This window comes from Ensifer sp. ENS06 (genome assembly GCF_014852205.1).
GTDB classification, from domain to species: Bacteria; Pseudomonadota; Alphaproteobacteria; order Rhizobiales; family Rhizobiaceae; genus Ensifer; species Ensifer adhaerens.
Map to the genome: position 1 here is coordinate 355,255 of NZ_JACVBC010000004.1, position 22,858 is coordinate 378,112.

The 22,858-nt window shown below is 60.0% G+C and carries 27 protein-coding genes; 23 read left to right on the forward strand and 4 right to left on the reverse strand.

The genetic code is table 11. From position 1 onward, the window contains the following. The first annotated feature begins 13 nt into the window (after positions 1-13). The 18 genes from IB279_RS18590 to IB279_RS18670 all read left to right on the forward strand — a co-directional run bounded on the left by IB279_RS18590 (position 14) and on the right by IB279_RS18670 (position 14,746). On the forward strand, positions 14-736 hold the full coding sequence (locus tag IB279_RS18590) for a FadR/GntR family transcriptional regulator (RefSeq protein WP_058330197.1): 723 nt from the start codon (positions 14-16) through the stop codon (positions 734-736). Positions 737-747: 11 nt separating this feature from the next. Continuing rightward, the gene (locus IB279_RS18595; RefSeq protein ID WP_113188561.1) at positions 748-1,950 is read left to right on the forward strand and encodes a mandelate racemase/muconate lactonizing enzyme family protein; all 1,203 of its coding nucleotides are present in this window, start codon (positions 748-750) and stop codon (positions 1,948-1,950) included. A gap of 43 nt (positions 1,951-1,993) precedes the next feature. After that, complete coding sequence (locus IB279_RS18600; RefSeq protein WP_192339497.1) at positions 1,994-2,974, forward strand: sugar ABC transporter substrate-binding protein; 981 nt, start codon at positions 1,994-1,996, stop codon at positions 2,972-2,974. Positions 2,975-3,120: 146 nt separating this feature from the next. Then, on the forward strand, positions 3,121-4,098 hold the full coding sequence (locus tag IB279_RS18605) for an ABC transporter permease (protein ID WP_058330200.1): 978 nt from the start codon (positions 3,121-3,123) through the stop codon (positions 4,096-4,098). A gap of 3 nt (positions 4,099-4,101) precedes the next feature. After that, a complete protein-coding gene (locus IB279_RS18610; protein ID WP_060520100.1) occupies positions 4,102-4,833 on the forward strand; it encodes an ATP-binding cassette domain-containing protein in 732 nt (243 codons plus the stop codon). A gap of 11 nt (positions 4,834-4,844) precedes the next feature. Continuing rightward, positions 4,845-5,582, forward strand: a complete 738-nt coding sequence (locus tag IB279_RS18615) for an SDR family oxidoreductase (RefSeq protein WP_090297641.1) — start codon at positions 4,845-4,847, stop codon at positions 5,580-5,582. After that, positions 5,583-6,482 (forward strand): aldose 1-epimerase, encoded by a 900-nt coding sequence (locus tag IB279_RS18620; RefSeq protein WP_113188562.1) that lies wholly within the window; start codon positions 5,583-5,585, stop codon positions 6,480-6,482. It begins immediately after the preceding gene. After that, complete coding sequence (locus IB279_RS18625) at positions 6,469-7,605, forward strand: fumarylacetoacetate hydrolase family protein (protein WP_113188563.1); 1,137 nt, start codon at positions 6,469-6,471, stop codon at positions 7,603-7,605. Before IB279_RS18620 ends, IB279_RS18625 begins: the two co-directional genes overlap by 14 nt. A gap of 12 nt (positions 7,606-7,617) precedes the next feature. Further along, positions 7,618-9,051 carry an aldehyde dehydrogenase family protein gene (locus IB279_RS18630; RefSeq protein WP_192339499.1) on the forward strand — a complete coding sequence of 478 codons (1,434 nt, stop codon included), beginning with the start codon at positions 7,618-7,620 and terminating at the stop codon, positions 9,049-9,051. Between the two features lie 380 nt (positions 9,052-9,431). Next, the gene (locus IB279_RS18635) at positions 9,432-9,785 is read left to right on the forward strand and encodes a helix-turn-helix transcriptional regulator (protein WP_113081133.1); all 354 of its coding nucleotides are present in this window, start codon (positions 9,432-9,434) and stop codon (positions 9,783-9,785) included. Then, entirely contained in the window at positions 9,782-10,222 is a 441-nt protein-coding gene (gene arsN2 / locus IB279_RS18640) for an arsenic resistance N-acetyltransferase ArsN2 (protein WP_113188635.1), read from the forward strand. Before IB279_RS18635 ends, arsN2 begins: the two co-directional genes overlap by 4 nt. A gap of 15 nt (positions 10,223-10,237) precedes the next feature. After that, a complete protein-coding gene (locus IB279_RS18645) occupies positions 10,238-10,765 on the forward strand; it encodes an arsenate reductase ArsC (protein ID WP_192339501.1) in 528 nt (175 codons plus the stop codon). Between the two features lies 1 nt (position 10,766). Next, the gene (arsB, locus tag IB279_RS18650) at positions 10,767-11,825 is read left to right on the forward strand and encodes an ACR3 family arsenite efflux transporter (protein ID WP_113188637.1); all 1,059 of its coding nucleotides are present in this window, start codon (positions 10,767-10,769) and stop codon (positions 11,823-11,825) included. 2 nt (positions 11,826-11,827) lie between these two features. After that, a complete protein-coding gene (gene arsC / locus IB279_RS18655) occupies positions 11,828-12,250 on the forward strand; it encodes an arsenate reductase (glutaredoxin) (protein ID WP_192339503.1) in 423 nt (140 codons plus the stop codon). Next, positions 12,225-12,953 (forward strand): arsenical resistance protein ArsH, encoded by a 729-nt coding sequence (gene arsH, locus IB279_RS18660; protein ID WP_309142301.1) that lies wholly within the window; start codon positions 12,225-12,227, stop codon positions 12,951-12,953. The genes arsC and arsH overlap by 26 nt, the downstream gene beginning before the upstream one ends. Before the next feature lie 182 nt (positions 12,954-13,135). After that, entirely contained in the window at positions 13,136-13,417 is a 282-nt protein-coding gene (locus IB279_RS37250) for a GDCCVxC domain-containing (seleno)protein (protein ID WP_246802014.1), read from the forward strand. Between the two features lie 106 nt (positions 13,418-13,523). Beyond that, positions 13,524-13,715 (forward strand): DUF6494 family protein, encoded by a 192-nt coding sequence (locus tag IB279_RS18665; RefSeq protein ID WP_090297658.1) that lies wholly within the window; start codon positions 13,524-13,526, stop codon positions 13,713-13,715. Positions 13,716-13,975: 260 nt separating this feature from the next. Further along, a complete protein-coding gene (locus IB279_RS18670) occupies positions 13,976-14,746 on the forward strand; it encodes an SDR family NAD(P)-dependent oxidoreductase (RefSeq protein WP_113081144.1) in 771 nt (256 codons plus the stop codon). Positions 14,747-14,801: 55 nt separating this feature from the next. On the opposite strand, the gene IB279_RS18675 is transcribed toward IB279_RS18670, so the two are convergent. The 3 genes from IB279_RS18675 to IB279_RS18685 are packed head-to-tail and all read right to left on the reverse strand — an operon-like array spanning position 14,802 to position 17,225. Then, on the reverse strand, positions 14,802-15,608 hold the full coding sequence (locus IB279_RS18675) for a sulfite exporter TauE/SafE family protein (protein WP_309142295.1): 807 nt from the start codon (positions 15,606-15,608) through the stop codon (positions 14,802-14,804). A 56-nt stretch (positions 15,609-15,664) separates the two neighbouring features. After that, entirely contained in the window at positions 15,665-16,864 is a 1,200-nt protein-coding gene (gene arsK, locus IB279_RS18680; RefSeq protein WP_113188640.1) for an arsenite efflux MFS transporter ArsK, read from the reverse strand. 19 nt (positions 16,865-16,883) lie between these two features. Then, positions 16,884-17,225, reverse strand: coding sequence for a helix-turn-helix transcriptional regulator (locus IB279_RS18685; RefSeq protein WP_060520391.1), 342 nt, complete (start codon positions 17,223-17,225; stop codon positions 16,884-16,886). A gap of 43 nt (positions 17,226-17,268) precedes the next feature. On the opposite strand from IB279_RS18685, the gene IB279_RS18690 reads away from it, so the two are divergent. The 3 genes from IB279_RS18690 to IB279_RS18700 all read left to right on the forward strand — a co-directional run bounded on the left by IB279_RS18690 (position 17,269) and on the right by IB279_RS18700 (position 19,708). Then, positions 17,269-17,787: a DUF6428 family protein gene (locus IB279_RS18690; RefSeq protein ID WP_113188641.1), complete on the forward strand. Its 519-nt coding sequence runs from the start codon at positions 17,269-17,271 to the stop codon at positions 17,785-17,787. Between the two features lie 297 nt (positions 17,788-18,084). Next, positions 18,085-18,636: a VOC family protein gene (locus IB279_RS18695; RefSeq protein ID WP_309142296.1), complete on the forward strand. Its 552-nt coding sequence runs from the start codon at positions 18,085-18,087 to the stop codon at positions 18,634-18,636. An 85-nt stretch (positions 18,637-18,721) separates the two neighbouring features. Beyond that, positions 18,722-19,708: a zinc-binding alcohol dehydrogenase gene (locus IB279_RS18700; protein ID WP_113188650.1), complete on the forward strand. Its 987-nt coding sequence runs from the start codon at positions 18,722-18,724 to the stop codon at positions 19,706-19,708. Positions 19,709-19,766: 58 nt separating this feature from the next. Here the strand turns inward: IB279_RS18700 and IB279_RS18705 are convergent, their stop codons facing one another. Next, a complete protein-coding gene (locus IB279_RS18705) occupies positions 19,767-20,426 on the reverse strand; it encodes a TetR/AcrR family transcriptional regulator (RefSeq protein WP_089045975.1) in 660 nt (219 codons plus the stop codon). Between the two features lie 273 nt (positions 20,427-20,699). On the opposite strand from IB279_RS18705, the gene IB279_RS18710 reads away from it, so the two are divergent. Together IB279_RS18710 and IB279_RS18715 are read left to right on the forward strand one after the other, a co-directional pair. Next, the gene (locus tag IB279_RS18710; RefSeq protein ID WP_162741257.1) at positions 20,700-21,809 is read left to right on the forward strand and encodes a sugar ABC transporter substrate-binding protein; all 1,110 of its coding nucleotides are present in this window, start codon (positions 20,700-20,702) and stop codon (positions 21,807-21,809) included. 78 nt (positions 21,810-21,887) lie between these two features. Beyond that, positions 21,888-22,853, forward strand: a complete 966-nt coding sequence (locus tag IB279_RS18715; protein WP_034801603.1) for an ABC transporter permease — start codon at positions 21,888-21,890, stop codon at positions 22,851-22,853. Positions 22,854-22,858 lie beyond the last annotated feature (5 nt).

A 22,858-nucleotide genomic window follows, 5' to 3' on the forward strand; every position in this document is an offset into this window, starting at 1 on the left:
CTGGGAGACGAAAATGAGTTTAACTCCAGTTGACGAAGAACAGTTTGCAGGAGGCAATCTCGTCAGCACCGCGATCGGCGCTATCACCCAGCACATTCGGGAGAACGAACTTGGTCCGGGCGATCGACTGCCGAGCGAGGCCACCCTATCGAAGGAACTCAGCGTGTCCCGGTCGGTGGTGCGTGAAGCTTTCAGGTCGCTTGCGACCATGCGGCTGATTGATCTCAATGTCGGAAAGCGTGCCACGGTGGCCCAACTCGACCACGGTGCAATGTCCTTGATGATCGAGCATGGTGTGCATACGGCCCAGATCAACATCAACCAGGTCTATGATGTACGCCGAACCATAGAAATGCGGACATCGACGCTGGCTGCGCTTCGTCGAAGCGACGCGGAAGCCCACACCATCCTTGCCCATGCAAGAGCGATGGAGACAAATTTCGCGGATGCGGACAAGGTTATGGAGAGTGATCTCGCCTTTCACCTGGAGATTGCCCGCGCCTCCAAGAACCCGATCTTCTCGATCATTGTCGGCGCATTCCAGGGGGTCTCCCGCCAGACCTGGCCGATCGGGTGGCGCAGCCGCGCGTCCGACGCCGACCGGCACGCCATGAACCAGATACATATCGACTTGGCCGGAGCAATTCTGGCTGGCGACCCCCAAGCCGCCAGCCAGCTCATGGCCCGCCATTTCGACGAAAGCGCAAAAGCACTGCTCGCGGCTGGAATCGCATAGGGGAAAACCTGATGAAAATTACGAGACTTGAGACGGTCCGCATCGCGGAACGGCCGAACCTGCTTTGGCTGCTGGTCCATACCGACGAGGGGTTGACGGGGCTCGGAGAAACCTTCTTCGGCGCAGAAACCGTCGAGACCTACATCCACGAGTACGTCGCCCCTCGTGTCGTCGGGCGAAACCCGCTGCAGATCGATCTTCTCGCATCTGATCTGGTCGGTTATCTCGGGTTTCGCTCGTCCGGCGCCGAGGTGCGTGGAAATTCGGCATTCGACATTGCGCTCTGGGATATCTTCGGAAAGGCGACGGGCCAGCCGATCGCACAGTTGCTCGGCGGCTTCAGCCGCAATGAAATCCGCACCTACAACACCTGTGCGGGCACGGAGTACATCAAGAAGGCAACCGGTCAAACGACCGCAAACTACGATCTGTCGTCCGCCAGCGTCCGCAACTACGACGACCTCAACGGCTTCCTTCATCGCGCCGACGAACTGGCACTGTCCCTCTTGGAAGAGGGCATTACGGCGATGAAGATTTGGCCGTTTGATATCGCGGCGGAAAAGTCGCGTGGTCAGTATATTTCGATGCCCGACCTGAAATCGGCGCTGGTGCCATTCCAGAAGATCCGCGACGCCGTTGGCGATCGCATGGACATCATGGTCGAGTTCCACTCGATGTGGCAGCTCTTGCCGGCAATGCAGATTGCCAAGGCGCTCGCACCGTACCAGACGTTCTGGCACGAGGATCCCATCAAGATGGACAGCCTCTCCAGCCTCAAGCGCTATGCAGCCGTCTCGCCTGCGCCGATCTCCGCATCGGAAACATTGGGTTCGAGGTGGGCTTTCCGAGACCTCCTGGAGACCGACGCGGCTGGCGTGGTCATGCTGGATATCAGCTGGTGTGGCGGCTTGTCGGAGGCGCGCAAGATCGCGGCGATGGCGGAGGCGTGGCACCTTCCGGTGGCCCCCCACGACTGTACAGGTCCCGTCGTTCTTTGCGCATCGACGCATCTGTCACTGAACGCGCCCAACGCGCTGGTCCAGGAGAGCGTGCGGGCCTTCTACAAGACCTGGTATCGCGACCTCGTTACCGCGCTTCCGGAAGTTCGAAACGGGATGATCACGGTTCCGCCGGGGGCCGGTCTCGGCATGGAGCTTAATCCCGACCTCGAAAAGGCATTTACGGTGTCCCGTCGAACTTCGAGCGGGGACTAAGACCGGGTTCTTTCGCAATTCTGCAGCTTAAGGAGGAGCAAGCATGCGAACAGTATTGATTGGGAGTGCATTGGGGTTGGCGCTTTTTGGTTCGACCGCGCTTGGCGCGTCGGCGGAACCGTTGAAGATCGTCTTCACGCATCATTCGTCGGCTTCAAACACATTCTGGCAAGCGGTCAAAAAGGGTTACGATGACGCCTGCGAGAAGATCGGCGCAAGTTGCCAGATGGTGTTTACCCAGACAGAGGGCTCGGTTGAGCAGCAACTCTCGAATATGGAAGCTGCGCTGGCGAGCAAGCCTGACGCCCTTCTGACCTCCATCGTCGATGACAAGGCCTTTGATGACGTCATCGCTCGGGCCACCAAGGACGGCGTGGAGGTCATCGGCGTCAACGTCGACGACAGCGAGGGGGCGAAAGGAAACGCGCGGGTTGCTTTCGTCGGACAGGGTTTCCGGCGCGCCGGATACTCCCTTGGGAAGGCCATGTCCGAGAATTTTCCGAAGGAGGGACCGATCAAAGTGTTGGTCGGAATTTCCGCGCCCGGCCAGAACTGGTCGGAGGCACGCGGGCAGGGCGTCATGGATTTCCTTACGGAATTCAAGGCCGCGAACCCCGGTCGAGAAGTGTCCTGGGAACGGATCGACAGTGGCACGGACCTTGCCGTGACATCAGATCGTGTCGGCGCCTATCTCAATGCGCATCCCGACACCACCGCCTATTTCGATACCGGATTCTGGCATGCCGCGGTGGCAAGAGTTCTGAAGGATCGTGGGGTCGCGCCAGGTCAGGTGCTTCTGGGTGGCTTCGATCTGGTGCCCGAAGTCGTCCAACAAATGCAGACGGGCTATGTTCAGGTCCAGGTCGATCAGCAGCCATACATGCAAGGCTTCATGCCTGTAATGCAGGTCTATCTTGCCAAGAATTTTGGCCTCGCCCCGGCTGACGTCGATACGGGGCACGGGATCGTCCGCCCGGCTGATGCCGACAACATCATGGACCTTTCAGCACAGGGCCTGCGGTAGACGCGTTTCTGCGAAAATCGGAGGGTTTTCGCAGAAAGAGCCTGTTGATGGAAGCATGTGCTTTGCGCGTCGAACACGGCGCGCAAAGCAATGAATTTGGCCGGCAGGCCCGCGAAATGGGATGCCCTGCCGCACGGGAGCATGCGATGAAAAGAATGCTGAAAATCTACATGGAGAAGCCGGAACTCGCGGCGCTCCTTCTCCTCTTTCTGCTCGTAGTTCTCTTCCAGATCCGATCGGGAGGCGTCTTCTTGAGCTTTGAAAACCTGCGAGGCTTCTTTGGGATCCTCCCGGAGATGGCGCTGGTTGCCATCGGTGTCACTATTTTGATGATCTGCGGAGAATTCGATCTTTCTGTCGGCGCCGTTTTCGCGCTGATGCCGATGACGATGGCCGTCTTGATGGCCAGTGGGATCTCGTTCCCGATGGCACTGGTCGCGGGCCTTCTCGTTTGTGTGGCGATCGGACTGCTGAACGGCTATTTGACCATCCGTTTTGCGATCCCAAGCTTTATTACTACGCTTGGCATGATGTTTGTGGCCAGATCGCTTACGGTCGTCATCTCGGGGGGCTTTCCGCCGCTCTTGCCGGCCGATCTTCCCACGTGGCTCTTCACCAGTTTTGTTGGGCCGGGCCAATTGTTTCGTATGTCGTTCATCTGGTTCCTGGTCATTGCCGTTCTGGTGTCGCTGCTCCTTAGCCGGACAAATTTCGGCAACTGGATCAGAGCGACCGGCGGTTTCCTACCGGCTGCCGATGCCCTTGGGATCCCGACTGCGCGCGTCAAAATAGCTTGCTTCATTCTTTGCTCGGTGCTGAGCGGCTTTGCCGGGCTCATTCAGGTGCTTCGCCTCGGGTCGCCGCTGCCTTCGATCGGCGAGGGCATGGAACTCCAAGCGGTTGCCGCGGCTGTCATTGGTGGTACCGCGCTCAATGGCGGTGTTGGGGCCGTCTTCGGCGGCATCATTGGCGTCATTCTCATTCGCGTGATCGACAACGGTCTCATCCTCAGTCAGGTCGACGCCAATTGGTTCAAATTTGCGATCGGCTCGCTGACGATCTTCGCGGTCGTCGCCAACTCCTGGCTTCGAAAGCGGGCAAAATCGATCAAGGTGGAGGTCTGAGCCATGAACGGTCCTATCGTATCCGTCCGGAACCTGCACAAATGGTACTCAGGCGTTCATGCTCTGAGAGGCGTCTCAGTCGAATTCGCACGCAATGAGGCCGTTGGACTGATCGGCGACAACGGCGCCGGCAAGTCCACACTCATCAACATCCTTTCCGGCGTCCAGAAACAGGACGAGGGCAGCATCTTCGTCGAGGGAAAAGAGGCTGCCATATCGAGCCCGCGCGACTCCATGCGGCTCGGGATCGAGACCATCTATCAGTACAACTCCATGGTCCCGACCATGTCTATCGCGCGCAACCTGTTTATTGGTCGCGAGCCGGTGAAATATTCGCTCTTCGGTCTCGGGGTTCTGGATTTGCGCAAGATGCGCGAGGAAAGCGTCCAGGCCATCGCAGACGTCGATCTTCATCTGCGCTCGCCTGACGCCTTGGTCGGCGAACTCTCAGGCGGGCAACGACAGGGGGTCGCGATCGCCCGTGCCATGCATTTCAAGTCGAAGGTGATGATCCTCGACGAACCGACGAACCACTTGTCGGTCAAGGAAACGAACAAGGTCATCGGTTTCGTTCGTTCGTTGAAGGAACAGAATGTTACCGGCATCTTCATCAGTCATAACATGCATCACGTCTTCGAATCCTGTGACCGGGTGGTCGCCATGGCGCGTGGGCAGATTGTGCTCGACAAGCGTGTCAGCGAGACGTCGATCGACGAAGTCCAGTCCGTACTTTGAGGGGAACGCAGATGAAACCACTACAGGGAAAAGTGGCGCTTGTCACGGGCGGCCTTGGCACACTCGGTCGAGCGCAGGCCCGTAAACTCACAGCGGAAGGCGCCACTGTCATCGTACTCGACCGTCCTGGCCTCCAGGTAGATCTGACGGAAAATCTCGGCGAAAACGCGCGCTTTCTCGGATGCGATCTGAACGACCTCGCGAAAACCGAGGATCTCATCCGGTTGGAGGCCGAAGCCTCGGGCGGCATCGACATTCTGATCAACAATGCCGCCCTCATAATCAATAAGCCGTTCCAGGAGTTCAGCTTGGCGCAGTACGAGGACCAGATCCGCGTCAACTCGTCGGCTGCGTTTGCAGCCGTTCGAGCCTGTGCCGACCTGATGAAACGCAAAGGACGCGGCAAGATCCTCAACTTTGCTTCCATTACGCTCAATGGCCAGTGGGACGGCTATGTGCCCTATGTCGCATCGAAGGGCGCAATGATCGGGCTGACGAAATCGTTGGCCCGCGAACTTGGACCGTTCGGGATCAACGTCAACGCGATTTCGCCCGGAGCGGTTGTTTCTGAAGCAGAGAACCGGGTATTTGCCGATCGGCTACAGGAATACAACGACTGGGTCCTCGAGCGGCAATGCCTGAAATCACGTGTTAAGCCCGAGGACGTCGCGGAACTCGTTTACTTCCTCGTCTCATCCGCTTCGGACATGATCACTGGACAGAACTTTGCCATCGACGGCGGTTGGTAGATGGTTGTCGAGCGGATCGATGTCGAGAACAGCAAGGCTCGCTTGCAGCTAATCCCGGCGCTTGGCGGCGGGATCGGACGCCTTGATGTGAGGCATCCATCAGCCGAGTGGATTCCGGTGCTCAGGCCGTGGAATGGCCGAGTGGAAGATGGTCCCTTTGAACTGGGCTGTAATGTGCTTGTTCCATTCTCCAACCGCATCTCACGCGGCGGCTTCGAACATGACGGCGCTTTTCATCCCATTCCACCTAACCTTGCCGGCCAGCCATTCCCTATACACGGGGACGGCTTTCAGCGGTGCTGGCGATTGCTTGCTCGCAACGGCGAGACCGTCGAACTGGAATGCGATGGGGCGATCGGCCCATTTCGCTATCGGGCAAGGCAGGTCTTCACTCTTTGGCCCGAAAAACTCGACATAAAGCTCACGGTTCACAACATGTCGGGACAACCACTCCCCTTTGGCATCGGATTCCACCCGTGGTTTCCGCGAAATGTGGGGACTCGACTGCAATTTAGCGCCGCGGAGGTCTGGCTGGAGGACAGAGAACACTTGCCGACAGGTCGCCGAAAGCTTTGCGAAGTTCCAGACTGGAATTTCGGCGACGGGCGGGCGTTGCCCGACCAGTGGATCAACAACGCTTTCGGCGGGTGGGCTGGAGAGGCGGTCATCATGCAAGGAGACGGCGCGGCCTCCGTCAGGATTTCGGCCTCCGATAATCTCGGCTATGCGCTGCTTTATACGCCGAACGCAGATGCGGACTTCTTTTGTTTTGAACCGGTTTCCCACCCGGTGGACGCACATAACCTCGCGGGCCGGCCAGGCCTGAGGATACTTGAAGATGGCTTGGAGTTGACTGGTTCGATGACTTTGGAATGGGAAGAGGCATATGGAACCCGATAAGAATGGGACCTTCGTTGGTCGTGTGTGGCTGTCGGAAGAAAAGGGGCCCATCCTGGTGACAGTCCGGGCCGGTGTGGTGTTCGACATCACCACAAAAGAAGCGCCAACAATGCGCGATCTCTTAGAGATGGATGATCCTGTCGAGTTCGTGCGGGCACGACAGGGAAGGGCGATTTGCGCGCTGACCGAGGTCCTCTCAGTGGCACCGAGGGCCTCCGAGGCGCCCCGGCTACTCGCACCATGTGACCTTCAGGCCATCAAAGCCTGCGGCGTGACATTCGCACGCTCGATGCTTGAACGGGTAATCGAGGAGCGTGCCGCAGGAAACCCAGACCTCGCCTCCAAGATCCGTGAACGCGTGACGGTGCTTGTCGGCGACAGCCTGCGCGACCTCAAGGCCGGGTCCCCGGAGGCGGCCAAGGTCAAGGAGGCCTTGATCGAGGAGGGCGTCTGGTCGCAATACCTCGAAGTCGGAATCGGTCCCGACGCCGAAGTCTTCACCAAAGGGCAGGTCATGTCGGCGGTTGGGTATGGAGACGAGGTAGGGCTGCACCCGATATCGAGATGGAACAACCCGGAGCCGGAGATCGTGCTGACTGTGGACAGCAAAGGCCGGGTGAAAGGAGCGACGCTCGGCAACGATGTGAACTTGCGCGACGTTGAAGGCCGTTCGGCGCTTTTGCTTGGCAAAGCGAAGGACAACAATGCCTCCTGCGCTCTAGGGCCGTTCATTCGGCTGTTCGACGAGAGCTACACGATCGACGACGTGCGCCATGCCGACCTCGATCTGCGTATAGAAGGCGAGGATGGCTATGTACTGAAGGGCAGGAGCTCGATGAAGGAGATCAGTCGCGATCCACTCGATCTGGTATCGCAGACCATCGGCACCCATCACCAGTATCCCGATGGCTTCATGTTGTTCATGGGCACGCTGTTTGCGCCCGTCGAAGATCGTGACGTCCCGGGTCAGGGCTTTACGCACAAGCTCGGGGATGTCGTGACAATCTCAAACGCCCAGCTGGGATCTCTGTTGAACACGGTGCGATTGTCAACCGAGTGCAGTCCCTGGACTTTTGGCGCATCGCACCTGATGCGCAATCTCGCCGCCCGGCAGCTGATCTGAATGGAACCGACCATGACTTTGCACCAGAACCTGATAGCCGGCGAATGGGTCGGTGGTGACGGGGTCGCCAACATCAACCCGTCCGATACCAACGACGTGGTCGGCGAATACGCCCGTGCGTCAGCCGAGGATGCGCGCGCAGCGATCGCTGCCGCCAAGGCGGCGTTTCCGGCCTGGTCGCGCTCGGGTATTCTCGAGCGCCACGCGATCCTGAGGAAGACCGCCGACGAGATCCTTGCGCGCAAGGACGAACTCGGGAAGCTCTTGTCGCGTGAGGAAGGCAAGACGTTGGCCGAAGGCATCGGCGAGACGGTGCGCGCCGGCCAGATCTTCGACTTCTTCGCCGGCGAGTGCCTGCGGTTGGCGGGCGAAGTGCTGCCGTCGGCAAGACCCAATATCGGCGTCGAGATCACCCGCGAGCCGGTCGGTGTCGTCGGCATCATCACGCCCTGGAACTTCCCGATCGCCATTCCCGCCTGGAAGATCGCGCCGGCGCTTTGCTACGGCAACACCGTCGTCTTCAAGCCGGCCGAACTGGTGCCCGGCAGTTCCTGGGCGATCGTCGACATTCTTCACCGCGCCGGTCTGCCGAAGGGCGTGTTGAACCTCGTCATGGGCAAGGGCTCGGTCGTCGGCCAGGCGATGCTCGACAGCCCGGACATTCACGCCATCACCTTCACCGGCTCGACCGGCACGGGCAAACGCGTGGCGCTCGCCTCGGTCGAACACAATCGCAAATACCAGCTGGAGATGGGCGGCAAGAACCCGTTCGTCGTGCTTGACGACGCCGATCTTGCGGTCGCGGTCGAGGCGGCGGTCAATTCGGCCTTCTTCTCGACCGGCCAGCGTTGCACCGCATCTTCGCGGCTCATCGTCACCGAGGGCATTCATGATCGCTTCGTGGCGGCCATGGGCGAACGGATGAAGGGGCTTGTGATCGACGACGCCTTGAAGGCCGGCACCCAGATCGGTCCGGTGGTCGATGAGAGCCAGCTCAACCAGGACACCGACTATATCGCCATCGGCCGCCAGGAAGGCGCCAAGCTTGCCTTCGGCGGCGAGCTTCTGAAGCGCGACACGCCCGGCTTCTACCTGCAGCCGGCGCTGTTTACCGAAGCGACGAACGCGATGCGCATCAGCCGGGAAGAGATCTTCGGCCCGGTCGCATCCGTCATCCGGGTCAAGGACTACGATGAGGCGCTCACGGTCGCCAACGACACGCCCTTCGGTCTGTCCTCGGGCATCGCCACCACCAGCCTCAAGCACGCGACCCATTTCAAGCGCAATGCCGAGGCCGGCATGGTGATGGTCAACCTGCCGACGGCGGGCGTCGATTTCCACGTGCCCTTCGGCGGCCGCAAGGGTTCGTCCCACGGCTCGCGCGAGCAGGGGCGCTACGCCGCCGAGTTCTACACCACCGTCAAGACGGCCTACACGCTTAGCTGACTGGTCCTTGCTGCCATACCGACAGCGGTTTCCACGAAACGGCCCAGTCGCCCGTTGGGTTGGAATCGTTGCTGTCCATGACCTTCCTGAGTCGATTGTTGCGCTGAAGTTAAATAGCGCCGTCTATTAATAAACGAAACGACAGTTTTGTTAATTAACGTACTCGCTTAATCAAAGGAGGTCGCTCGATTCTGTGAAGCAGCGCCTTGCAGATCCAAGGCCGGTCATCTTTGCCATGATCCCGTCAGTCCTGGCGGCGTGCCGACAGATGTTATGGTTCGATAGCGCTTAGCAGAGGCGGATTTCGGTCCGCCAAGTTTTCTGGCACTCCATAAGCCGACGGAGGTTGACACGAAAATCATATCCGTTATTCTGGATATATGGATAGCAATACAGCAATCGCGGCGCTTGCCGCACTCGCCCAGTCTACCAGGCTCGAGACGTTTCGACTTCTCGTCCGTCACGAACCCGATGGCATTCCTGCGGGCGAACTCGCCCGGCTTCTCGATGTGCCGCAAAACACCATGTCGGCGCACCTTGCGACGCTCTCGCGTGCGGGCCTGGTTTCAAGCGAGCGGCAGGGCCGTTCGATCATCTATCGGGCGGACCTTCAGGGGCTGCGCAACCTGACCCTCTTCCTGCTTAAAGACTGCTGCGGCGGCTCGGCGGAACTCTGCGCGCCGCTCATCGCAGAACTCACACCCTGCTGTGCTCCCGAGGTGAAGCTGTCATGAGCAACATCAGGCTGGAGCCAGTCACGGGGAGCGATCCCGAATTGAAACTGGCGCTTTCGGCTTCCGGTCTTCCAACCGAAGACCTCGAAGACACTGGGCGCTCGTTTTTCAGGGCGGTTTCCTCAGGTCGCGGCACGGTTGGCTATGCTGGCATCGAGGTGTGCGGCGACGACGTGCTTCTCAGGTCGATAGTCATCTTGCCCGAGCATCGTGGCAAGGCGCTTGGAAAATCGCTGACCAGGGAAACCCTGAAGACCGTCAATGTGAGCTCGGCAGTCTTCCTGGCGACAACCTCCGCCGCACCGTTCTTTGAAAGCCTTGGTTTCGTTGTGGTCGAGCGGGCCGATGTGCCGCCCGCCGTTCTCGCAACCCGTCAACTGTCAGGCATCTGCCCGGCATCGGCAACGATCATGAAACTCGACAGAGCTCCGACCTAACCACGGAACACAACCATGACCGACAAGACTTACAACGTGCTCGTCTTGTGCACGGGCAATTCCGCACGTTCTATTCTCGCCGAATCCATCCTCAACAAGGAAGGCGGCGGGCGCTTCCGGGCGTTTTCCGCAGGCAGCCAGCCCAAGGGCGAAGTCAATCCACATGCCCTGAAGGAACTGGACGTCCTCGGCTATCCGGCGACCGGCTTCTCGTCGAAGAGCTGGGACGTTTTCGCCCAGCCAGGCGCGCCCGAAATGGACTTCATCTTTACCGTCTGTGACAGCGCACACGGCGAGGCCTGCCCGGTATGGATCGGGCATCCGATGACGGCGCATTGGGGTGTCGAAGACCCGGCTGCGGTTGTCGGCTCCGAAACCGAAATCCAGCGCGCCTTTGCACAGGCCGCTCGCTTCCTCAAGAACCGCATCATGGCCTTCATCAATCTGCCTCTGGCCTCCGTCGACCGCCTGGCGCTCGAGCAGCACGTCCGTCAGATCGGTTCGCTCGAAGGCGCTTCCGTCAAGTCCGAAAAGGTCGAGTGAAATGTCTACCTTCGAACGCTACCTCACCATCTGGGTCTTCCTTTGTATCGTCGTCGGCGTCGCCCTCGGTCATTTGATGCCCGGCGTTTTCCAGGTCATCGGCGCGGCGGAGGTCGCGAAGGTGAACCTGCCCGTCGCCATCCTGATCTGGCTGATGATCATCCCGATGCTCATCAAGATCGACTTCCGCTCGTTGGCGCAGGTCAGCACGTATTGGCGTGGCATCGGCGTGACCCTGTTCATCAACTGGGCCATCAAACCGTTCTCCATGGCGCTGCTCGGCTGGCTGTTCGTAGGCTGGCTGTTCCGTCCTTATCTTCCGGCCGACCAGATCGACTCCTATATCGCGGGCCTCATCATCCTCGCGGCCGCCCCCTGTACCGCGATGGTGTTCGTCTGGAGCAACCTGACGCGCGGCGCGCCGCTGTTCACGCTGTCTCAGGTGGCCCTCAACGATGCGATCATGGTCGTCGCCTTCGCCCCGATCGTCGGACTGCTTCTCGGACTGTCGGCTATCACCGTACCGTGGGACACGCTCGTTCTGTCGGTGGTCCTCTATATCGTCGTCCCTGTCATCATCGCCCAGGTCCTGAGAGCGCGGCTGACCGCCGATGGCACGGCGAACGCGCTGGACGCCATGCTGACGAAACTGCAGCCGCTTTCGCTCCTCGCCCTGCTCGCGACGCTCGTTCTCCTCTTTGGCTTCCAGGGCGATCAGATCATCGCACAGCCGACGATCATCGCACTGCTGGCCGTGCCCATTCTGATCCAGGTCTATTTCAACTCAGGTCTGGCCTATCTCCTGAACCGGATGTCGGGGGAGCGCCATTGCGTTGCCGGGCCTTCAGCGCTGATCGGAGCCAGCAACTTCTTCGAACTCGCGGTTGCCGCGGCCATCAGCCTGTTCGGCTTCCAGTCAGGTGCTGCGCTGGCAACCGTCGTCGGCGTGCTCATCGAAGTTCCCGTGATGCTCACGGTCGTCTGGGCCGTGAACCGCACCAAGGGCTGGTACGAGGCAGCTCCCGCTGTCTCCCGGAACACCATCACTGAAAGGACATGACAATGGACGCCACCATCTATCACAACCCCGCCTGCGGCACGTCCCGCAACACGCTGGAGATGATCCGCGCAGCCGGGATCGAACCTGATATCATCGAGTATCTCAAGTCACCGCCGTCGCGCGACGAGTTGGCAAGGATGATCTCCGATGCCGGATTGACCGTCCGACAGGCGATCCGTGAGAAGGGCACGCCTTACGCGGTACTGGGTCTCGACGACCCGAACCTGACGGACGACCAGCTTCTCGACGCGATGCTGAAGGACCCGATCCTCATCAATCGTCCGTTCGTCGTCACGCCACTCGGCACCAGGCTTGCGCGACCCTCCGAGGCGGTGCTCGACATCCTGCCGGATGCCTTCAAGGGTGCCTTCTTCAAGGAAGACGGCGAGCAGGTCCTCGATCAGGAGGGCAAGCGCGTTGTCTGAGACTTTTCCCGCCTTGCAGGAGCGGCATCTTCGCCAACCTGACATCGACGCGTTGCGTCCGGCGTTCTCGACGCACAAGCCGCGCATCCTGATCCTCTACGGCTCGCTCCGGGAGGTTTCCTACAGTCGGCTGCTCGCGCACGAAGCCAGACGCCTTCTCGAGCGGTTGGGGTGCGAGGTGCGGATGTTCGATCCGAGGGGGCTGCCGCTTCCCGACGAGGCGCCGGTCAGCCATCCGAAAGTGCAGGAGCTGCGCGACCTGTCGCAATGGTCGGAAGGCCAAGTCTGGGTTAGCCCCGAGCGCCACGGCGCGATGACGGGCATCATGAAGGCCCAGATCGACTGGATTCCCCTGTCGCTGGGATCGATCCGGCCGACGCAAGGCAAGACGCTGGCGATCATGGAAGTCTCCGGCGGCAGCCAGTCCTTCAACGCCCTGAACCAGATGCGCGTGCTCGGCCGCTGGATGCGGATGATCACGATCCCGAACCAGTCGTCGGTCGCCAAGGCCTACCAGGAGTTCGACGCCGACGGCCGCATGAAGCCGTCGTCCTACTACGACCGCGTCGTGGATGTCTGCGAGGAACTGGTGAAGTTCACGCTGCTGACACGGGACGCCTCGGCGCACCTTACAGACCGCTACAGCGAGCGGAAGGAGCACGCGGCCGTGTTGGAGAAGCGGGTGTCACTGAGATCGATTTAGTCAAAGGCCATCGGCAATGTTCCGATAGCGGCCATCTTGCAATCGCAATGGCCGCTGTTTGGCCAAAGCGAACCAACGCCTTGTCCGCTTATGGTGGCCCATTGCAGCCTTTCGAAAGACTGACCTAGCGCTCATGACGCAAAACTATGCACGAGGCGATATTTCCAATAGGCTATTCAGCAATGGATGACGGGGGTCATCTGAAAGCATTCGTTGCCGAGGCACAAAGTGTGACCATACAGCTTCGATCAACCCTCACCTGTCCCAATTGCGGCCAGCGGGCTACGGAAACGATGCCCACCGGCGCCTGACAGTTTTTCTATGATTGCAATGGATGCGGTATGATGCTCCGGCCAAAATCCGGGGACTGCTGTGTGTTCTGTTCCTTTGGCGACGTGCCTTGCCCGCCAATCCAGGAGGCCAAACATAACAACGGAGCCGCAAGTTGTTGCGTCGGTTCCTAACGTGGGATGAGAGGCAAGGCTGACATCCCATCGGGCTATGCCGGCGCATTCCGGGCGATAGACAAGCGCCCACGCTGCTCCCTCACGGACGCCGAGGAGTTCCACGATGAGCGAAGACGCCTTCAACATGTCGATCCGCAAGTTCCTGAAAGAAGTCGGTGTCACCTCGCAGCGTAAGATCGAAGAGGCCGTGCGCGAGGGGCAGTTCGGCGGCGAGAAGCTGAAGGTGCGCATGACGCTGACGGCGGAGGGCACTGGTCTCAACCACGTGGTGAACGGTGAGATCGACCTTCCATAGGTCTGGCGAAAGCATGGATCGAAACGCCCAGGCCGATACTCATCAATGAGACCAAGATCGGTCAGGCATCGCGCCCGCACTGAGCCGGAAGCTTCTATCTCCCCACCGAGCCAAGCCTAGAGCCCGCGCACCTCTGCCAGAAGATCGTTCTCGACGAGCATGACGTTCGTCGGACGGACTTCACGTGCGCGACATGAGCAGAACAACTGGCATCCGCACGCCGACGCTGCAATAATTGAGCTTCATCGAGGGAGGCAATGATGCGGAAGAGTGCGCCGGATTTCAGCCTTGAGGGCAAGGTGACTTTGGTGACGGGCGCGAGCCGTGGCATTGGACGTGCTTGCGCACTTGCCTGTGCTGCAGCAGGCTCAGATATTGTCTTGGGGGTCCGCGATGTCGCAGCGTCCGCGGGCCTGATCGCCGAAATCGAGGGCGCGGGACGAAAGGTTCTCCCTGTTGAACTGGACATTCCCAACAAGGCCCATATCGCACAAGCCGTCGACGCGGCGGTTTCTGCATTCGGTCGGATCGACGTCCTCGTCAACAATGTCGGCGTGGCCCCGGGCAATCTTGCGGAACTCGTTGAGGAGAAGGACCTTGACGAGATACTCGATGTCAACATCAAGGGCACCTTCCTGATGACACAGGCAGTGGGCCTTCACATGATCGCGCGAAATGGTGGCCGGATCATCAGCATTAGCTCACAGGCCGGTACGGTCGCACTGCGCGGAGAGGCAATCTATTGCATGAGCAAGGCGGCAATTAATCACCTCACGCGCTGCCTTGCAGCCGAATGGGCACGCTATAATGTCACCGTAAACACCGTATCCCCGACATTCATCCACACGGATGGTACAGCACCGTTTTTATCCGATGCCGAAAATCGCAGAGCGACGGTCGATCACATTCCACTCGGCCGGATCGGGGAAACCGATGATGTGGTGGGTGCCGTAGTCTTCCTTGCATCGCCGGCTGCGAGCCTGATCACCGGCGCGAACCTGCTGGTGGACGGCGGATGGTCCGTCGCCTGAGGCCACGGGGCCGAGCTCGAAAAGCGCGTCAAATTGATCTGGGGAAGAAATCCTGTCAGCCGTGCCGCCAGACCTTCACGGCTGACAGCAACAAGATCACGGCGAGTGCGGGAAGGAGGATCGAATTCGGGACAATGCCGAGGAGTAGACCGCCGACAAACGTCCCCACCACCGATCCCGCGGCCATGATGAGGACGAACACCCTGTTGCGACCCAGAACCGAAAAGCTCTGGTCGCGGCTGTAGCGGGTAAAGCCTACCAGCATTGTGGGAAGGCTCACCGCCAGTGAGAGGCTACCGGCGAGCTTGATGTCCGCGCCGAAGAGCAGAACCAACGTCGGAATGAGCAACTCGCCCCCGGCGACGCCCAGCAGCGACGCAACGATGCCGATCACGAAGCCGGCGGATATACCGGCGACAATCTGCCAGTTTCCGGTCAGAAGCGGTTGACCCGCCGAGGTGCCGTGGCCAAGCACCAGCACGACGGCGATTGCGGCAAGAAGAACGGATATCACCCTGTAGAGGGTCTCAGATTTCAACCGTGTGGCCCATCCTGCGCCGAACCAGGCACCGATCAGGCTTCCTGCAAGAAGGTTCAGTACGATCGGCCAATTCGATGCGATCTGACTGAAAGGGATCGTGCCGGCTCGAAACGGCAGGGCGGAAGACACGACGACAAGGCTCATTGCCTTGTTCAGGATCACCGCCTCGAGGGCCGCGAAATTGAATGCGCCGATGAGCAGCGGCAGACGGAATTCTGCCCCTCCAAGCCCTATCAACCCGCCGAGTGCGCCGATGATGGCGCCGCCGCCGAAAGCGGCCGGATGACTGCGTGACGTCGTCGATTTGATCGGAGTGTTCACGGAGGCTTAGCTTTCATGGCGATGATCCGCGGACTCTTATGTACGCTCTTCCATTATCAGGCAACGCGGTCGCGACGCACCGATGAGGCGACAGCGACGAACGCCAGGATCCCAAGCGTACCCAGCGCGGCGATCACGAAAAGCGAGAGGGTTGTCCCGAAGTGGTTCATAGCGGCTGCGAACGCAAACGGGGCGGCCGCGCCAGTCGCCAACCTTGCCGCAGCCATCTTGCCCGTGATCGCGCCATAGCCAGCGGACCCGAAGAGATAGAGGGGCAAGCTCCCCTGAGCGATGCTGTTGATCCCTGACCCAAGGCCAAGACAGATGGCGAAAGCCACCGCACCGGGCAGCCAATCACCTGACACCCCGAGTATTACCGCGCCAGTGACCATGAGAGCGGCAGAGACAATCGCAAGCGCGGGCGGCGACAGGCTCTTTCCGAAGACCATGTTGATCAGGCGGCTCATGACCTGGGCCGGACCAAACAAGGAACCGATCACGACCGCCGCACTGCCAAGTCCGATCGCGCCGAGCATCGGCACCATGTGGGCAAGGATCGCGGCGAGGGTGAAGCCCGAAAGAGAGAAGGCAAAGGAGACCATCAGCATGCCACGGCGACGCGCCTGGGGTTCGAGAGCGCCGACAACGACCTCGCGGGTTCTTGTCTCGTCCGTTTTGGAACTCAGCCTTCCGGCACGCATGATCCAGTAGTGCAGGGGCATGCAGACGATAAGGTTCAAGACGGCGAACACCAGATAGATTTCCCGCCAGGTCAGATATCCGGTCAGCGTCGCGGCGATCGGCCAGAAGATGGTGGAGGCAAAGCCGCCGATGAGTGTCAGATAGGTGATGCTGCGGGACGCCGTGCGAGGTTCGCTTTCAACCAGTGTTGCGAAGGCCGCCTGATACTGGACCATCCCGGAGGACACTTCGAGCAGGACAATCGCAAGGACAAAGAGCGACACAGACGGCGACCATGCACAAAGCACCAGCGTTAACGCCGCAAGGGCCGACCCCAGCGTCATCACCGTTGCCGCACCGATCTTGTCCATGTGCCTGCCGATGAACGGAGCAGACAGGCCGCCGATGAACAGCGAGACCGAGAAGACGGCGAAGACCCGCTCCAGGCTGATGCCAAGGTCTTTGGCCATTCCGGGTGCGAGGATGCTGAAGGAATAGTAGAGAGTGCCGTAGCCGATGATCTGCGTGACACCGAGAGCGGAGACGATGCCCGCCGGAACCTTGATCGTATGCAATGACGTGTTCCTTGACGGGCTATGCTTCGCTTGAACAGCAACTGGCGGATCGCTCGACGGACCCGCGGATGCCGGGATGCCCCGCGCAGCAGTCTTCCATCAGGAAAGTCACCAGATCGGCCAGCGTGTCGTAACTTGCGTTATAGACGATCGAGCGCGACTCCCGGCGTTGGGAGATGAGGCCTGATCGTTCGAGTTCCTTGAGGTGGAACGAGACGTTTGATGGAGAGACGCCCATGCGTTCGGCAATCGCGCCGGCGGCCAGACCTTCAGGGCCGGCGATGACCAGGGTCCTCACGATGGAAAGTCGGGTTTCCTGTGAAAGCGCGGCGAAGGAGGAGAGGGCTTGACGATCATCCATATTTCAATAATCCTTGAATCATTGAAATTGAGGATAGCCACAAATGAGCGCGATCGACAATAGCCAATCCGACAAAACCGATATCTCGCTTGGGGAGTTGCTCGGCAGAGCCGCAGAGACACCGGACCTGCCCTTGGTCTTCCTGTATGACGGAAAGCCCGTGAAGCCCGGCTATCACGTGACCGAGGTCAAGGCTGGCCAGTTCTCCGCGCTTGATTGCGGGGCAAATCCGGAAGCCTGGTCGGAGATTTTCGTGCAGCTGTGGGACATCGAGGAGGGCGAGCGGACCCATATGACGGCCGGGAAGTTCTCGGCCATCGTCCGCAAGGTTTCCGAACGCGTCCGTCTCGACGGCTCCGCAAAGCTGACCTTCGAAGTGAGCGATGGCGTCCGGCCGATGCAGTTGTTCTGCGCGAACTCTCCTGTCGCGGAAGACGGCACTCTCCAGGTCGCGTTGACGCCACGGCCTGCGAGCTGCAAGCCTCGGGACCGCTGGTTGGCCGAGAAAGCCGCTACGGAAGCCTCGTGCTGTAGTTCATCCGCTTCCAAATGCTGTAGTTGAGGTGGGAACCATCCCCAAACGAGATGCCGTCGCCAGGGAGGCGCTCTCAGGGGCGCCCGCCGGAAGCTGATGTTCTGCCGCCGCATTCGCCGGCTGTGAACAGCCCACCGCCCGAACATCGCCGCGGCATCACCGCGAGCGTGCCCCTTCGCTGAAAAACCGAGAGCTCAGGTCATGTGGCCGGTACTGTCGCGGTCGATATCCTCTCAACAATTCGGGCCTTTTCCACGCCATCGCATTCGACCTCCGATCTCTTGACGTCTTGACTCGAAAATAACTAACTAGTTACATAATTACGTGACGAATGTTCTTGCGAATTGGGAGGTTCGAGTGAAGATTTACGGGATGCAGCATGTGGGGTTCACTGTGCCGAACCTCGAAGAGGCTGTCCGCTTTTTCGAGGTGATCTTCGGAGCGGTGACGTGCCTTGAAACAGGCAAAGTGGAAGCTGACGACGCGTTCATGCTTCGGCGCCTCGGTGTTCCCTCGGGCAGACGGATAGTGAACATCAAGGTTCTAAGGGTCGGGAACGGCACGAACCTCGAGATATTCCAGTACTCCGGCGAGACCGGCGAGGAAGAGCCCCTGAAGCGCAACAGCCAGACCGGTGGCTTTCACTTAGCCTTCGAGGTTGACGACTGCGAACGCGCGGCAGAGCGGCTTCGTGCCGCCGGCGTCGATTTGCTTGAAGGGCCGACTCTTGTCGAAAGCGGCGCGATGGCCGGGCTTACCTGGCTCTATCTCAAAGCTCCCTGGGGGCAGTTTTTGGAGATCGTCAGCATGCCGGGACCGCTCGGATACGAAAGCGCTGGCGGTCCACGGCAGTGGTCGCCCGTCAATGGCAGCTAACTCCCGGCCGTAGTCGCTGCATCTCAAGCGGCCAATCAAAATCAAAGACATGAGAACCCCTGGCCAAAAGCCGGAAAGGAAAGCCGTGCCTCAAGAAATCCTGATAAGCACAAAGCAGACATTTGTGCTCGGCAACTACGAAGACGGTGCGCTACTGCCCGGTCAGATCCGTGGGCGAACGCTCTGTACTCTGATCAGTCAGGGCACGGAGCTTGGCTGGGCCAACGGTGACGTGTTTCCCATCCGGCCGGGCTATGCGGCTGTCTTTGAGGTGACCGAGATCGGAGAGGATGTCGATGGCGTCAGCGTCGGTGACCGGCGCTTTGCAATGGGGCAGCATCGTTCCACGCAGACCCACGATGCCCGACACACTCTGGCGTTGCCGGATGGATTGGCCCCGGATCGCGCCGTTCTCGCCCGCTTGATGGGGGTGTCGATGACGAGCCTGATGACGACGAAGGCGCGTCCAGGTGACCGCGTGGTCGTTTCGGGAGCGGGGCCGGTTGGCTTCCTGGCTGCGCACCTCTTTGCGATCGGCGGCTATCGCGTGACGGTGGTCGATCCGGATCCGGTCAGGCGCGCTCAGGCCGGTCGAAGCGGAATTGCGGATTGCCGAGCGTCTATAGGCGACGCATCGGACCTGACCGGAAAAGTCGCCCTCGTCGTCGATTGTTCAGGTCATGAGGGTGCCATCATCGATGCTTGCCGTCTTGTCCGCAAGCTTGGTGAAGTCGTCATGGTTGGTGTTCCCTGGAGGCGGGCGACCGAATTTTCTGCGCACGAACTCATGCAGGCGGTCTTCTTCAACCTGGTGACGCTGCGCTCAGGCTGGGAATGGGAGGTTCCGATGCTCGGTCGCGACTTCGTTTGGGAAGAACTGCTCGAAGGGTACAACAATGCACCGCATAGCGTCTTCGGTGGCTTCTCGCGCGCGCTCGAATGGCTGTCTGAAGGTCTGATAGAGCTCGAAGGCCTGATCCGCCACGTGACGCCAGACGATCCCGCGTCACTCTATTCGGACATTGCGCGGCGCGCGATTGAGCAGCCCTTCATCGTTATCGATTGGGGCTAGCCCAAGCGCCGGGCCGATATGCCCGGCTATCGTTCGTGTATGTGCCTGGCGCGACGCGTTAGGCACATACCAGCCGCATGATGGTGTCGACGTTGAACTGCAGGCGTTCGTCAATCGCTTCCTTGGCCATGAGATCACGTTCGAAAATGATCGATCCGGTGAAACGGTTGGTCAGGTAGTAATAGCCGATCGCTGCAATGGTGATGTTGAGCTGCACAGGGTCGACGCCCGACCGAAACACGCCCTGTGCCGCGCCGCGTTCGAGAATGTCGCCGACCATGTTGACGAACTTGCGGCTGGCGGCCTTGATGACCTCGGACTTCTTCAAATGCTTCGCGCGGTGAAGGTTCTCGCTGTTGACCAGCGTGATGAACTCCGGGTTCTTCAGGTAATATTCCCAGGTGAACTGGACGAGTTTGGCAAGCGCCGCCTTCGGTTCCAGGTCGTCGAGCTTGAGTTTTTGTTCAGCCGTTCGGATGTCTATATAGGCATCTTCGAGAACGGTCTGGAACAGCCGCTCCTTGCTCTCGAAATAGTGGTATATCATCCGCTTGTTGGCGTTGGCCTTCTCGGCGATCACGTCGACCCGCGCGCCTCCCAAGCCATTCTTCGCAAACTCTTTCTTGGCCGCGTCCAGAATGCGCGCCTTCGTTGCCTCGGCGTCTCTGATGCGTGGCTTTCGGGCAGATTTTTCCGTGTCTTCGTTCGTGATGCTCAAAGCCCTTCCTCCGTCGCCCTCGCGCCTGCTGCGCTGAAAGTCATACACGCCGGAAAGCTGATCCGTCAAAGCGGTTCGTCAGGTCGGTCGGCGCCTGTGCCCATTAAAAGCACTTGACTCGGGGTTTTGTAAAGAAGTAACTAGTTAGTGCGTTAAGTGGGACTGACGAGGCCGGAGGAGGCCAGGGCGACAAGCGTGCGCCGCCACCTGCGAACCTGCATTTTCAACCCGTGTGGGACGGGGAACGCTCACCGAGGATATGGGAGGATTGGCATGTCGACCTTTATTAAGGATTTTATCGAACGCGAAACGGTAAGCCGTCGCAACTTCTTGTTTGCCGCTGCAGCCGGCGTCGGCGCCATGGCGGTGCCGATGGCGTTCGGTCGCGGCACGGCGCAGGCAGCATTGACGGATCCGGCAATTGCCTGGAGCTATCGCGACCGGGCGTCTGCCTACTGGAATTCGGTCGTTTCCGGGGGCGAGGCTTTCGTGGAATCGCTCGGCAAGCCGAAGAGCGCACTCGTCAGCCTGATCAACGAGGGGTCTACGGAAAAGTCGCTCGCCGACATCAAGGCGTTTCTCGCCAAGAACAACGGCAATTGCGCGATCGCCTGCGATGCAAACGACAGCCCCAACGCCAGACCCGTTGTCGAGGCGGTTCAGGCAGCGGGCGCCTACATTTCAACGATCTGGAACAAGACCGACGACCTGCATCCTTGGGATTTCGGCGACAACTACGTTTCCCATATGACCTGGTCGGATGAGAAGCCTGCTGAACAGACCGCGCGGATCCTGTTTGAGGCGATGGGTGGTGAAGGTGGTGTGGTGCACCTCGGTGGAATCGCCGCCAACAACCCGGCAGTCGAGCGCCTGAACGGCCTCAAGAACGCACTCAAAGATTTCCCGAACATCGAGTTGCTCGATGCGCAGCCGGCCGACTGGGACACGCAGAAGGGTGCGGCCCTCATGGCGTCGTTCCTGACCCGCTACGGCGACAAGATCAAGGGCGTGCACTGCGCCAACGACAACATCGCCTATGGTGTCATCGAGGCCCTGCGCGCCGAGGGTATCGAGGACATGCCGATCGTTTCCTATGACGGCAATCCGGAGGCCGTGCAGATGGTGCTGGACGGCAAGCTCCTGGCGACCGTCTTCACCAACCCGCACTGGGGCGGCGGCATCAGCGCGGCACTCGCCTATCACGCGGCGATCGGCAGCTTCAAGCCGTCCGAAGAGCCGAAGGAACACCGCGAGTTCTACGGCCCGACGATCCTGGTCACGGCCAAGGATGCCGCCGAGTTCAAGGCGAAGTATCTCGACTCCGTCCCGACCTACAATTGGACGGATTTCTGGGGGCCGTCCAACGGCCAGATCCAGTACTGAAATTTCGACCAGCTGGGCGGCAGCCTGTGTGCCGCCGCCCCGTTCCCCTTGTGACTTTCTAAAAGAGGGGTGTCTGACGTGACACGTCGCCTATCGCGCGAAACCTTGATCAAATGGGCGCCGCTTCTGGTGCTGATTGCGCTGGTGATCTTCTTCACCGCGCTCAACCCGACTTTCTTTTCCTCGCGGAACTTCGCCCGCATCGCGATTGCGGCAGCTCCGGCACTCATGGTTGCCGTCGGCGTCACCTTCATCATCGTCATGGGATCGATCGACCTCTCGATGGAGGGAACGGTCTCCCTCACGGCCGTGGCCTTTGCGTTCATCTTTGCCCATTTCGGTGGCTCGCTCGCCCCTTCCGGTTGGGTCGCCATTCCGCTTGTTCTCCTTCTCGGCGGCGTGATCGGACTGCTAAACGGGCTTGTCCATGTGAAGCTGAAGATACCGTCCTTCATGGCGAGCCTTGCCATGGGCTTCGTCGGGACGGGGGCCGCGATCCTGCTCACCGGCGGTGACATCGTCAAAGTAAGCGACGCGACCTTTCGGGGCCTGCTGACGGTGCGTTTGTTGGGTTTCCCGCTAATGGTCTACGTCGCTGCCTTCTTCCTCGTCGTTGCCTGGTTCATTCAGACCCACACCACGCTTGGCCGCAACTTCTACGCGGTTGGCGGCGGTGAGGATCTCGCGCATGCCTCGGGCCTCAATGTTACCCGCGTTCGCGTGACCGGCTTTGCGCTTGCCGGCGTCTTTTACGCCATTGCCGCAATCCTCGTGGTGGCGCGCATCGGCCAGGCGGAATCGGTGACCGGTGCGAACTTCATGTTCGTCTCCATCACGTCGGTCGTTGTCGGTGGCGTGGCGCTCTGGGGCGGCATCGGCGGCGTCTGGAACGCACTTGTCGGCGTGCTGATCGTGAACGTCATCGACAATGGCATGGTCGTCATCGGTCTGCCCGACTTCATCCAGGACGGCATGCTCGGCCTGCTCGTCATTCTTGCCGTCGTGCTTTCGACCGACCGCAAGATGCTTTCCTTCGTCAAGTGAGGCAC

What these genes read in the sequence shown, in the direction of transcription:
- IB279_RS18645 (WP_192339501.1), top strand. Translation starts at nt 10,238, where the DNA reads ATGACCGACAAGACTTACAACGTGCTCGTCTTGTGCACGGGCAATTCC.
- IB279_RS18590 (WP_058330197.1), top strand. Translation starts at nt 14, where the DNA reads ATGAGTTTAACTCCAGTTGACGAAGAACAGTTTGCAGGAGGCAATCTC.
- IB279_RS18635 (WP_113081133.1), top strand. Translation starts at nt 9,432, where the DNA reads ATGGATAGCAATACAGCAATCGCGGCGCTTGCCGCACTCGCCCAGTCT.
- IB279_RS18670 (WP_113081144.1), top strand. Translation starts at nt 13,976, where the DNA reads ATGCGGAAGAGTGCGCCGGATTTCAGCCTTGAGGGCAAGGTGACTTTG.
- IB279_RS18615 (WP_090297641.1), top strand. Translation starts at nt 4,845, where the DNA reads ATGAAACCACTACAGGGAAAAGTGGCGCTTGTCACGGGCGGCCTTGGC.
- IB279_RS18600 (WP_192339497.1), top strand. Translation starts at nt 1,994, where the DNA reads ATGCGAACAGTATTGATTGGGAGTGCATTGGGGTTGGCGCTTTTTGGT.
- arsB (WP_113188637.1), top strand. Translation starts at nt 10,767, where the DNA reads ATGTCTACCTTCGAACGCTACCTCACCATCTGGGTCTTCCTTTGTATC.
- IB279_RS18665 (WP_090297658.1), top strand. Translation starts at nt 13,524, where the DNA reads ATGAGCGAAGACGCCTTCAACATGTCGATCCGCAAGTTCCTGAAAGAA.
- IB279_RS18610 (WP_060520100.1), top strand. Translation starts at nt 4,102, where the DNA reads ATGAACGGTCCTATCGTATCCGTCCGGAACCTGCACAAATGGTACTCA.
- IB279_RS18690 (WP_113188641.1), top strand. Translation starts at nt 17,269, where the DNA reads ATGAGCGCGATCGACAATAGCCAATCCGACAAAACCGATATCTCGCTT.
- IB279_RS18620 (WP_113188562.1), top strand. Translation starts at nt 5,583, where the DNA reads ATGGTTGTCGAGCGGATCGATGTCGAGAACAGCAAGGCTCGCTTGCAG.
- IB279_RS18630 (WP_192339499.1), top strand. Translation starts at nt 7,618, where the DNA reads ATGACTTTGCACCAGAACCTGATAGCCGGCGAATGGGTCGGTGGTGAC.
- IB279_RS18710 (WP_162741257.1), top strand. Translation starts at nt 20,700, where the DNA reads ATGTCGACCTTTATTAAGGATTTTATCGAACGCGAAACGGTAAGCCGT.
- IB279_RS18595 (WP_113188561.1), top strand. Translation starts at nt 748, where the DNA reads ATGAAAATTACGAGACTTGAGACGGTCCGCATCGCGGAACGGCCGAAC.
- IB279_RS18685 (WP_060520391.1), bottom strand. Translation starts at nt 17,225, where the DNA reads ATGGATGATCGTCAAGCCCTCTCCTCCTTCGCCGCGCTTTCACAGGAA.
- arsC (WP_192339503.1), top strand. Translation starts at nt 11,828, where the DNA reads ATGGACGCCACCATCTATCACAACCCCGCCTGCGGCACGTCCCGCAAC.
- IB279_RS18605 (WP_058330200.1), top strand. Translation starts at nt 3,121, where the DNA reads ATGAAAAGAATGCTGAAAATCTACATGGAGAAGCCGGAACTCGCGGCG.
- arsN2 (WP_113188635.1), top strand. Translation starts at nt 9,782, where the DNA reads ATGAGCAACATCAGGCTGGAGCCAGTCACGGGGAGCGATCCCGAATTG.
- IB279_RS18625 (WP_113188563.1), top strand. Translation starts at nt 6,469, where the DNA reads ATGGAACCCGATAAGAATGGGACCTTCGTTGGTCGTGTGTGGCTGTCG.